This window comes from Methylovulum psychrotolerans (assembly GCF_002923755.1).
In the GTDB taxonomy this organism is placed as follows: Bacteria; Pseudomonadota; Gammaproteobacteria; order Methylococcales; family Methylomonadaceae; genus Methylovulum; species Methylovulum psychrotolerans.
The window spans coordinates 576,846-590,137 of record NZ_PGFZ01000001.1 but is presented as its reverse complement, the minus strand read 5'-3'; the positions used below and the strand labels follow the sequence as shown (position 1 = coordinate 590,137).

The following is a 13,292-nucleotide window of genomic DNA, read 5'->3' as shown; positions in this document are numbered from 1 at the left end:
TGGCGATTATTGCCTTCGGCTGCCCGCCTTCGTCCTGCTCCGGCCGCAGCACACAACTCCCCTTCGGTACGCTGTGCACCACTGGCCTGCGCAAATGACTTGACGCCGTTTCGGGATGGCCTTGCATATTGACTACGCTTCCGCTCGCGCTCCAACTCCGTCAACACGCCCGGCCCCTACGGCTACGAGGGGGTCGTCGTACACCGCTCCACTTCCGTTTCGCTTCCTGCACTCCTTCTAAGCTTCATCTAATGGACGGCAGGAACCCAGAAAATCAGTACCAAAATGTGTTACCCATGTCCCCGAACATGTGTTACCTATATCCCACGTCCATACACAATTTGAGGGGTTGGTACAAATCTAAAAAGTCGAACATCGCGTAAACAACCCATTTTTATCAACCGGCTTCTATCTTAATCTTATGAGATTTTGGTCTAGACAATGGGGAGTACCTTACTCACTAAGGCCATAGAGGCGGCGCGTTGTCATTAAAAATTAATATAAACATCCTAGAATAGGCGCAAAAACTTGTCGCTATCTATTTAAGCCTTTCTCTAGTGAATAAACTATTGATTATCATAACCGACATTAGCCTGTCGCAAACTAGATCCATTCAGACCAAATAAATACACATGCCTTTATATGATCTTAAGCGGGGGCTGCTGGTTAACTCAGTGGCGTTCAGCATTTTTTTTGGGGGTTGTTTGTCTGTTGCAACGGTAACCGTAAGCGCCGAAGAACAAACAAAAGAACAGGAAAACCGTTTCGATTTATTCGAACTGCGCGTGAAAGGCAATACCTTGCTGGAACGCACCCAACTTGAACGCACGGTATATCCTTTCTTAGGCCCGCAAAAAACCATAGCAACGGTCGAAAAAGCCCGGGAAGCGTTAGAAAAAATTTATCACGACCAAGGCTATCAGACGGTGGGCGTGGATATTCCTGAGCAGGATGTCCAAAATGGCGTGGTGTATCTGCAAGTGGTCGAAGGTAAGGTGTCGCGTCTGCGGGTGAAAGATTCGCGCTATTTCTCTTTAGGCAGCATTAAAGCGGCGGTGCCGGAGCTGGCCGAAGGCCATATACCGAACATGCCTAAAATGCAGGAGCAGCTTGCCGCTTTGGATAAGCTGAGCAATGACCGGAAAATCACGCCTATTTTGCGTCCGGGCGATACGCCGGGTACTTTGGATGTGGATTTAAAGGTCAAAGACGATTTGCCTTTGCATGGCAGCGTCGCGCTGAATGGCCGTAATACCTCATCAACCAGCCTATTGCGCTTGGTCTCTACCGTGCATTACGACAATTTATGGCAGAAATATCATAGCGCGTCATTGACCTATCAGGTGTCGCCGGAAGAAAGCGATGAAGTGGATGTGGTGGTCGGGACGTATTCGTTACCATTGTTTGATAATGCCGCTAAATTGGCGTTGTACGGGGTCAGTTCGTCATCTAATGCACAGATAGCCAGCGGCGGGGCTTTGGCGGTGATCGGTAACGGGCAGATTTTTGGGGCGCGGTTAATCAAGCCCTTGCCGACCATAAAAAACTATTCCCAGTCCATGCTCGCCGGGGTCGATTATAAAAGCTTTAAGGAAGACCTTCAGCTAATCGGTGCCGATACCATCAGAACCCCCATCAGTTATTTACCGTTCACCTTACAATATAACGGCTCCGTAAAAAATGAAAAATCCTTGGTGTCCTTTAACTTAGGGGCTAACTTTTCGGTGCGGGGCTTGGGCAACAGCCAGGCGGAATTTGAAAACAAGCGCTTATATGCCCAAGCCAATTATCTGGATTTGATCGGAGGCTTAAACTTTACCCAGCAATTGCCGTTAGGGATGGAATTTTTTAGCCGCCTCTCCGGGCAGCTTGCCGATTCGCCGTTGATCAGTAACGAACAGTTCTCTATGGGCGGTATGCAGTCGATACGCGGTTATTATGAGACCCAAGCCTTAATGGACAGTGGGATTGTCGGCTCAATGGAATGGCGGTCGCCACGCTTGGTTTCGGCTAAACTGGATTACATTAATAAATTACAAGCTTTGGTGTTTCTGGATGGGGGTAAGGGCTGGTCGCAACGGGTACTGGCGGGCAATGCTTCGACCAATGAATTGGCCAGTACCGGGATCGGTACGCGCATCCAAATGTTCAAGCATTTTATCGGTGTCCTCGACATAGGTTTCCCTTTAATAGACCTTAAGCCGGTCTATATGGGCGACCCTAAAGTACATTTTAATATCGCAACAGAATTTTAAAAGTTGGCTATGCTTGGCGTTAGATTTATTCCGTCAGGCTCTTAGGCAACTTACAGCCTATCGATAACGGTAGGCCTACTATTATGGCAAGCAGGCGTTAACCATGGCTAAAAAACTCAAAGTGGCTCCAGAAAACTCAATACCTTCCTTTAAATTAAGGCCGTTGCCTGCCTGTATCCGCATGGCGGTGGCGAGCGGGATGTTGATGGGGGCGGTAACGCCTGCCCAGGCGGAGTTGCCGATACCTGCCGAAGTTTTGAATTCAATGGGAGCTTCAAGCCTTCATTATAATGACAACGGCAACACGATGGTGATTGACCAGTCATCGCAAAACGCCATCTATAACTGGAAAGAGTATAACGTCGGCGAGCATAATAAGGTCGAATACGACCAACCTAACAGCAGTTCGGTCGCCCTGAACCGGATTTTCCAAGGCACTCCCAGCCAAATCCTTGGTGAGATAAGCTCTAACGGCCAAGTGTATCTGTATAACCAAAACGGTTTCGTGTTTGGTAAAGATTCGGTCGTTAACGTCAATACACTGGTTGCGTCGTCACTGGCAATCTCGGATGAGGTGTTGACGGCGGGGTTAACCAAGCAAAATACCAGCAGCTTAGACAAGCCTGCCTTAGGCGGTTCAGACACGCTGGCCGGTTCGGCGATTGTTGTTGAGAAAGGCGCGAAGATCACCGCTACAGGCGATACCAATAATGATGGCTTGGTGGTTATGGCGGCCCCTACCGTCACTAATAAGGGTTCCATCGCCACCAATGAATTCGGCCAAGTGATTATGGTGGCCAGCCAGGATAGGGTGTATTTACAGCCTTCGCAAAGCAGCCAGTTTAAAGGCCTGTTAGTTGAAGTCCAAACGGGCGGTAAGGTGTCAAATGTTGGCGATATCGTAGCCCACCAAGGCAACATCACCTTAGAGGGCTTTGCGGTCAATCAGGGCGGTACGCTGACGGCCACCACATCGGTGAACGTCAATGGCTCTATCCGCTTGTTGGCGCAAGAAAATGCCGCGATAGGTTCGACTAAGATTTACGCTACTTCAACGACCCGTGCGGCAGATAATGGCGACGGTTTGGGTACGCAGTCTTCGGTTACGTTTGATTCGGGTAGTGTCACGCAAATTGTTGCCGATACCGCATCGACGGATACGGCGATTGACGGTAAGGTTCAGGCGCAATCCTATATGGAAGTGGTGGGCAATCAGATCCACATGAAGGCCAATTCGGAGATTGTCGCGCCTTATGCGCAAATCAATATGCTGGCCACCAATAATGTGGCGAATGATGTTGACAGCACTAAGGCGGATTTTACTATTGTCCACAATGTCGCCCCTACGGATAATCCGAATAAGTCCCGTATTTTGGTGGACACCAATGCCACCATTGATGTATCGGGTATCCAGCATGTGCAAGTAGCGATGGAGCGGAATGTCGGGCAGGTATCGGTACAGACCTTCGATTTGCGTGATTCACCTTTTCAAAAAGGCGGGGTGTTGCAAGGTCAGACGGTTTTGGTGGATGTCCGTGATAAGACCCCGATTGTTGATACCAGCGGCGCCGTCAACGGTATTGGGCGGACAGTCCAAGAGCGTATGACCCAGGGCGGTACGGTGAATTTAACCTCTAATGGCGATGTGGTCTTAAATACCGGGTCGGTGGTCAATATTGCCGGGGGCTCGGTCGATTATCAGAGCGGTTACATCAATACGACTAAATTAGTCACCGATTATGGTGCGATTGTTGATATTAGCAATGCCGACCCTAACCAACATTATATATCGATTTTTGGCGTGGTCACCGAAGCCCATAGCAAATGGGGTGTGACCACTAACTGGACGAATTCGCCGATATTTGGCCAAGGTCAGTACGAAGCAGGCTATACCGAAGGTAAATCGGCAGGGTCGTTGAATATTGAAACGCCGCTCTTGTCTTGGAATGCCGATTTGGTGGCCGGTTCTACAGCAGGCCGTTATCAGCGGGATTTGACCGACACGCCGTTTGGTGGCGCATTTATCATTAATACCGATGATACCGCAGCAGGGCGGGTTTCTGCCCAAGACGTGGTCTTTCAAAAAGACGCGTCCAGTGCGGCTTTAAGTATGGCGGATGCGTTCCCTACCGATGCTGACGGCAAGTCAACCGCGCTGACCTTGTCGGACGCTTTATTGAACGCTTCCGGTGTAGAAAAAGTGTTGGTAAAAACGTCGGGCAATATAAAAATTGCCGCTAATGCTGAGATTGACAGGCAAGGGGCGGACATTTCTTTAAAAGGCGGCAGTATTGATGTCTATGGCAGCATCCATGCCGCAGGCGGTAGTATTGTCATGGCCACCGATGCGGTGAATAACACATCGGGTAAGACAGCTGAGCTGACTGTGGCCGGTTCGGCGAAATTGAATGTGTCGGGGTTATGGATTGATGATTACCGCACTTGGTTTGATAATTCTTCGGCATTGTCAGATGGGCCGTTCCAGCCGCTTTACATTGATGCGGGCAAGGTGAGCTTAACGGCCAGCGGCGGCGATTTGACGGTGGCGGCAGGTTCGGAGATCAGGGCTGACGGCGGGGCGTTGTTGTCGGTAGACAACGTGGTGACCGGCGGTAAGGGCGGGGCAATTAGCCTTGCGGCGTTGCCGGACATTAACGGCAAGGCTTCCGCCGTGCATCTGTACGGCCACTTATCGGCTTGGGGTTTGGAAGAAGGCGGTAGCTTGAACTTAAGCTCCGGCAAAATTGTTATCGGTACGGTCGATACCAATGATATAAACAATGGGGGTAATGCCCCGCTCATCTTAACAACAGACTATGTTAATGGCTTGTTGCAACATTCCGGCTTTAGTGACCTTACGTTAACCAGCAATAGCGACAGTTTGACGCTGAGCGGCGGCAGTTCATTAAAATTTCAGGGTGCAGATTATGCCCAAGTCCTTTTGGTGGCGAAAAACCGGGTGGTCAATGATCTGACCTTCCATCCGGCGAGCAGGGATTTTATCACCGCGCTGACGCATTTGGAAACGCTGCCAGAGCAGCTACGCAATCCGGTTAATTTGAGCCTAAAAGCATTGTCGGGTATTGCTATTGAAAAAGGTAGCGAAATCATTGGCGATACGGGGGCCGCGATCAGTTTGGCCACTACCACTAAGGGCATTTATGTGGACGGCACGATTGCCGCCCCGGCGGGTTCTATCAATTTGACCTTGGCGGCCGATACGCAGTTGACCGTCTATGATGCCAGCCAAGCCATTTGGTTGGGTAGCGAGGCGCAGTTGTTGGCAAAAGGCGCCACTAGGCTGAATCCTGTGAATGGTTTGAATGTCCATTCAGGTGAGGTGTTGGATGGCGGAACAGTCACGCTGACGGCCAATGAAGGCTATGTCATCCAAGAAAAAGGCGCTTTGATTGATGTGTCCGGCACTCAGGCGGTATTGGATGTGCCGAAAATTGATCAGGTGACATCGGCGACGATTTATGAGCCGACCACTATCGCTTCCAATGCCGGGGCGATTAAGATTTCTGCTGGTGAAGGCATTGATTTGGAAGGGGTTATCCAAGGGAATGCGGGGTCTTCCAGCACTAAAGCCGGACGCTTAGATGTGACCATAGACTCTTCTTTGCGGTCAATTGACACGTCCGGTTCCGGGGTGTCGCTGGTATTCCCCCAAAACGAGAAAATTGTCCAGATCACCCAACATACCGGATCGGTACTGGGTGATTTGAAATATGGCGACAAGCTGGACAGTTATGACCCTAACAGCCCCGCTTTAGATAAAAGCAGCTTGAACGGTAAGGCGCGGATCAGTAGCGATTTGATTGAAAATGGCGGTTTTTCTGATGTGCGCCTCAAGAGCAATGCCTCGGTAGTCGTGGATGGGGCGGCGGCGATCCGCAGCGATATCCGTTTTGTCGGCGCGGTGAACCTGACGGCTAAAGACCGTCTGGAATTGACTAGCCAAAAAGTCAGTTGGGAAGCGGCATACACGGCTCAAGGCATTAGCGAAGGCTCGGAAGGCAATGCCGTCAATTTGAACAGCGCGTATTTTAAGGCGGGCTGGGATACTTGGCTATCCAAACCTGATACCAGCGCATTGACGGTAGGGGACGGGAAATTATCCGTCCATTCGCAATGGACGGATCTGGTGGGTTATCTGAGCATGGACGGCTTGGCACAAGTGAACCTGAACAGCCGGCACGAGTTGCGGACGACGGGTAATTTTGATTCAGACCCTGCTAGCGCGACCAAATACGAATATATCGGCTTTCTACGGACGGCCGCAAATTTAAATTTGACCGCCAGCCAAATTTATCCGAGCACCTTAACCAAGTATACCTTTTCGGTAGACTCTACCCTTAATCCTGAGGGTGCCATCAGAATTTCAGGGAATGCCTATAAGGATGCCACACCGTTATCTGCGAACGGCGAATTAAGTTTTGAAGCTGCTAATATCCATCAGAACGGTATCTTAAGGGCGCCGTTTGGCAGCATCAACTTAACCGCCGGCACCACATTGGGTTTAGGGCCTAAGAGTATCACATCCGTATCGGCGGACGGCAAAACCATTCCGTTTGGCAATACCTTGGGTGGCCTATACTGGACATATATACTGAACAATAACCAGAACGTTGTGTATGACGATGCCTCGCAAGGTTATTTGTCTATCCAAAGCAAAAAAATCAATTTAAGTTCGCCTGATGTGGCTCTTGCCAAAGGCAGTACCGTTGATATTGCGGGCGGCGGTGATTTGTACGCTTATGAATTTATCAAAGGCGCGGGCGGCAGCGCCGATTATCTGTTGCCGGGCAGCGCTGCTTATCAGGGCGGCTTTGCGGTTGTGCCTTCCCAAGGCAAAGCGTCTTTAAGTCCCGTTGACCCACACGAACAAACCTTACTGGGAGTTTTGAGCGAACAGGAGCAAGAACGCTATACGGCGGGTAGCCAAATTTATTTAAGCGGGGCCGAAGGGTTGCCGGCAGGTACTTATACCATTATGCCTGCCCATTATGCCTTATTGCCGGGGGCTTATTTAGTCACGCCGCAAGCTAATAGCCAAGATTTGTCGGTGTCGACCCATAATACTGCCGGGCAAGAGATTATCGCAGGTTATTACACCAATAGCGTTACCGGTACCCACGATTCGCGCACCAGCGGATTTTTGATCGAATCAGGCGCTGATGTCCGCAAGCATTCGCAATATACCGAATCCTCCGCCAATAGCTTCTTTACGGCGTTAGCCGCGACCAATGGCACCAGCGTGCCGTTAATCCCTAAAGATAGCGGCCAAGTCGCCATTGATGTGGCTAACCAGTTGTTGATCGAAGGTTCGATTAATTCGGCGGCGGCAAGCGACAAAAATGGCGTAGGGCGTGGGGGTAAACTGGATATTACCAGTGCCAATGGTATTACGGTGGTTGCCGATTCTGGCAGTTCGGCATCGGGGGTACGGATTAAAGCCAGTGATTTGAATAACCTCAATCTTGACAGCTTGTTATTGGGCGGAATCCGTAGCAGGGATAATGCGACTGGCGAAACCGATTTGCTGGTGACAACACGCAAGGTCGATATTGCCGGCGGTGTGGATCTGACGGTTAAAGATTTGGTGTTGGCGGCTACCGATAAGGTGGTGGTCGAAAGCGGTGCGGTTTTAAAGGCTGGGCAAGCCGTGAATACCGGCGATACAGTTTATAAGGTAACTGGCTTATCTCAAGCTCCTGACCCTAAGCATCCTGGTCAGACGGTTGATGTTGCGGGATACGGGGCGTTGTTGCGCGTATCCAGCGACAAACAAGTCAGTCTGAGTGCAGATTCGGTGTTAAATACCAGCAGCACGGCCTCAGGTGATTTGGTCATTAAAAGCGGCGCGACCATTACCGGCATAACGGATGGCAATTCGACTTCTTTGGCCTCGGTGTTGTTGGACTCCAGTAAAGCCACCCATTTGTCTTCCGCAGCCAATATTTTGATGCACGGCGGTTCATTAAGCTTGAATGCCAATACCATTAATATCGGTGAGGTCGGTAAGGGGGCGGTCGCCAACGCCTTGAGCCTGAATAATTTGCAGTTGACTAATTTGGTCGTCGATGAATTGTTGCTCAATAGCCGCCACACCATCAATTTTTATGGTGATGTCGGCCAAACCGACAGTACCGGGCAATTGCTGAAAAATGCTGACGGTTCTTTAGTGGCATTAAAATTTGGTGCGTTAACCGTTAATGCGGCCGGTTTGGCTGGCTTTGGCGGTAAGGATAATACCGTTAAATTGCAAGCGGATACCCTAGCCGTCGGTAATTCTACCGGGGCTAAATCCAGCCTCGGTGCGGGTAGCGGTAAGCTGGAGCTGTTAACAGATGACTACACGCAAGCGGCGGGTGCGTTTGCTATGCGGGGCTTTAACAGCGTTACCATCACGCCGTTAAACGGTACTAAGAACGCCAGTCAATTCCATATTGACGGTACTGGCAGCCTGACAGTGGCGGGTGATTTGCATGTCACCAGCGATTATCTGACGGCAACAGGCGGGGCGGATTTGACCATTAATGCCCTAGGCCATGCGGTCAGTTTTGCTAATGCCGGACAAACCGACACATCTATGGCGAGTGGTTTTGGCGCTACGCTGAACATAGCCGCCAATAGCGTGGACTTTAACACAAATGCCTTATTGTATTCAGGTAAGCTGGCCTTACAGGCGAAAACGGGCGATGTGACGGTTGGTGAGCAAGCCGATATTCATTTGGAAGGCAAGGCGGTGCAGTTTGCCGATGTCATTAAGTATACGCCGGGCGGTATCTTTAGTGCGGTAGCGGGTACGGGTAAGATTACCTTAAGTGCCGGGTCTAACGTCAATATGGACACGGGCGGCGGCGGGGCGGCAGGCGGCCAGCTGATTCTGAAAGCCCCTACGCAAACCATCGATTTGCTAGGCACGCTCAGCGCCAATTCGGGCAGTACCATTATCGAACTGGCGAAGTTTGATGCGGCGGCGAATTTTGACCAATGGACGGCTAAATTAAACGATATCGGCATTTCAGGATCGGTGTATTTCCGTAGCACTGAAGACGCGCTTGTCCAGCAAGCGGGTAATACCCTGACTGCCGCTTCCGTCACCTTGGTGTCCGACCAAAAGGGCATTGATTTGGCGGGTACGGTTAATACCGCCAACGCCAATGGCGGCGGAGCCATTGCCTTGTATGCGGGCGATAAGGTCACTTTGGAAAGCACGGCTGTCCTGAACACTAAAGGTGCGACAGGCGGTGATGTGTTGCTGTCTTCGGTGGACTCGGATAAAGATGGTGTCAGCGGCATCAGCATCAAATCAGGTGCGGCCATTGATGTCAGCGGCAGTACGGCGGCACAAGGTGGCGATGTCACTTTACGCGCCTTACGCGACACAGGCAGTATCATCAAGATTGATCCGGTCGCCGCCAATACCGTTAAGGGGGCTAAGCATTTTTATGCCGAGGGTGTCCAACAGTATACTAATGCCGATATAGCCAACGGGGTGATTGACAGCACGGTGATAGCGGCCATTCAGGCGGACACTTCCGCCTATATGAGCGCCACGAATATGGCGCAAGTCGCTAATCTCATTCATGGCGCGACCTTACGGCCAGGTGTGGAAATTGATTATGACGGCGCTTTGACCGTACAAGATACTTGGGATTTTGCCACTTGGCGGTACGGCAATGATGTGGCGGGCAATTTGGTGCTTAACGCTTCGGGTAAGCTGACCGTTGCCAACTCGATTACTGACGGGTATGTGCAGCAATCTAATGCCATTTTAGGCTTTATTGATTTAGGCAATGGTGAGTTAGGCGATCCTTATGTTTTACAGGCGGGTAACTCTTGGTCTTATCAATTGGCGGCAGGTGCGGATCTGGGCAGTGCGGATAATTTCGCGACCATTAATAACGCCGCGCACAGCTTGGATATAGCGGGCCATAAAGATCATCCCGTGACGATACGCACAGGGGTCGGTGACATTAAGTTGGCGGCAGGCGGCGATATTATTTTTGAGAACAAATATGGCAATTCCACCGTCTATACAGGGGGTACGCTTTCCGATACCAACCCTTATGGTTCTTTAGATAATGGTTCGCCAGACGCTAGCCTTTTGAGTAACCCAGCTTACGCTAATTTGGCGGCGGCGGACTACGGGGTCAATGGCGGCGATATTGTGATGGCGACAGAGAATAATATCGTTAATCAGCTAGACCTCTCCAAGCCTAACAATCAGCAGTTCCTTACTAATTGGTTGGTGAGGGTGGGCGATTGGGGCAGTGTTGCCTCCACTAAAATTGCGACCGCTTGGGGCGTTAATGTCAATAATTTCCACCAAAATGTCGGCTCGTTTGGTGGCGGTAACGTGACGATCAACGCGGGTAAAAACATTAGCGACTTATCGGTTATGATGCCTTCTACGGGTAAGCAGGTCGGGAAAATAACGGGGTTTGCCGATGATGGTGTCACCCCGGTTTTTGCCAATAATGCGGTCGAGATAGGGGGCGGTGGCCAAATGGCCATCCATGCGGGCGGTAATGTTGCCGGCGGTGCTTATCTGCTCGGCAAAGGTATCGGCAGCATTTCTGCCGACGGTGAAATTACTGGCGGCAAACAGTTTGTTAATGGCCCGCAGTTGGTGATGGGTGACAGCACTTTGGCTTTAGAGGCCAAACGGGGCATTAGCGTCACTGCCGTATCGGATCAAATGAGCATTTCCCCCGATACACAGTTTTATACTTATACCGATACCAGCAGTTTGACTGCCAACGCCTTATCGGGCGATGTGTATTTGGGCGCGGATACCTCCATCATAGCAAATTATCTTAATTTGACGACGGTTGTACAAAATACCAGTGCCGTTTATCCGGTCAACTTGGCGAGCACGGCCTTTGGCGGCAGCATTAAGCTGGATACCGTCAAATTATTCCCTGCCAGCAGTTCTACGGTCAGTTTATTGGCGCAACAGAACATCATGTCGAATAAATCTAAACTGACGGACGGCCTTGTTATGTTGGACATTGATAAGTCCAAGCTGCCTAGCGCCTTATTGCCGTTTCTTTTAGCGGATGACTTTAGCGGGCTATTTACCGTCCCTGCGGTACCGGGTTCAACAACTGTCCCTAGCAGTACCGGTTTGTTGCATAAAAATGACCTGCAACCGGCAAGGCTGGTGACTCAGGAAGGGGATATTAAAGATATTCAAGTGGTGCTGTCGAAACAAAGTATTATCCAAGCCGGACGTGATTTAACCAACGTAAAACTGGATATTCAAAATATCAACAGCACCGATTCGACCGTTTTGGCGGCGGGGCGCGATATTGTCCAACCAACGCTGTTAAGTTCGATTGGGGCGCTTAATTTGAGCAATGCGGCAACGACATTTATACGCGTAACAGGGCCTGGTGATGTCTTGGTGAAAACCGGACGTAATTTAGATTTGGGTATCTCCAAAGGTATCATCACTTCGGGTAACGAGCTGAACACGAACCTGTCCAGCACCGGCGCAGATATTACCGTTTTGGCCGGATTAAATGGTCATGACCTGAATTATACGGGCTTTATCAGCAGCTATTTGTCGGCGTATCCTAGTGACAATAATTATGCGTCGGTCAGTACGCTGATCACCAATTATATGCGTCAGCATTTAAACGACAGCACCTTGTCTACAGCGGACGCGCTTAAGCTGTTTAAAAACTTGGACGTGGCCGATTACGCCGCCATCCAAACACAATTGACGGCGTTGATTTTGCCGGTGTACCAAAACCATTCTAATTTGTCTTATCAAGGGGTCAGCAATGCCGATGTGATTGCGGCGCTGAGCGATAGCGCGTCCAGTAAGTACAATGCGATGGTCGATAAATATTTGCAACATTTTGCCGTCGCCGAACAATTTAACTCGGCGACTGCGACCATTACTGCGTTCATGCAGGAGCGCACGGGCAACACCGAACTGACCGCCGCGCAAGCGTTGACCTTGTTTAAGGATTTGGGCAGTAATGATTATGTGACGATCCAGCAAAAGCTTAATAACGCCTTGTTGCCGGTTTACTATAATGAGATCAATGAGGCAGGTTCGGCTTCGGCGGTGGATAAGACTTTGGGTAACGACCGGGCTTATACGGCGATTAACACCTTATTCCCTGGCAGCGAACTAAAAACCGCCGATGCCGCCTATCCTTGGAAAGGCGATGTCAATATGGCGTTCAGTACCATCCAGACGGATGAGGGCGGTGATGTTAACCTGCTAGTACCTGGCGGCAAGACCACGGTCGGTCTGTCGTTTGCGTTCCCTGGCTTAGAAGGTAAGGCCTCCAGCGATTTGGGTATCATTGCCCAACAGGCCGGGGACATTAACGTCTTTACCCGTGGCGATTTTGCGGTCAATTTATCGCGGGTATTTGCGCAATCGGGCGGCAATGTCGGTATCTGGTCTACGGAAGGCAATATTGATGCCGGACGGGGTGCCAAAACCGCGCTGACCATACCTGAAACCAATGTCAGCTACTCGTCCAGCGGTAAGCTGACCGTCGTTAAGCCAGCCGTTTCGGGTAGCGGTATCCGCGCCGCCGCCTCTTTAAAGAGTAAGTCCGGCCAAGGTAACGTCGCCTTATTCGCCCCAGGTGGGGTGGTTAATGCGGGCGAGGCGGGTATCGGCGGTAAAAACGTGACGATTTCGGCGACAGCGGTCTTGGGGGCGAATAATATCCAAGTCGGGCCCGGCGGTACGGGTACGGGTGTGCCGTCGGCTTCGGTGGGCAGTTTGGCGGCCGGTTTGACAGGTGTCAGCAACTCTACCGCCAATGTCAGCCAAATGGCGCAGGCGACGGCTGAGTCTAACGAAAATGATAACGATAAAAAGCGTAAAAACAAGAAGCTGGGTGTGCTGAGCGTTGATTTCATCGGCCACGGCGACGAGTCCAAAAACAAAATCCGCCCGGCTTCATAATAGGCCGCTATCGCTTGGGTGGGTAGGCAAAAGCCGCAAGTGCTCCGGCATATTGCGGCTTTTTGTTGTGGAGGGTAGGGCGTGTT

The 13,292-nt window shown here is 50.8% G+C and carries 2 protein-coding genes; both read left to right on the top strand.

What is annotated here, in order from left to right; all coding sequences use genetic code 11:
- Positions 1–704: 704 nt before the first annotated feature.
- Positions 705–2,255 (top strand): ShlB/FhaC/HecB family hemolysin secretion/activation protein, encoded by a 1,551-nt coding sequence (locus tag AADEFJLK_RS02730; RefSeq protein WP_249027958.1) that lies wholly within the window; start codon positions 705–707, stop codon positions 2,253–2,255.
- Positions 2,256–2,358: 103 nt separating this feature from the next.
- Positions 2,359–13,206 (top strand): filamentous haemagglutinin family protein, encoded by a 10,848-nt coding sequence (locus AADEFJLK_RS02725; protein WP_103973215.1) that lies wholly within the window; start codon positions 2,359–2,361, stop codon positions 13,204–13,206.
- Positions 13,207–13,292 lie beyond the last annotated feature (86 nt).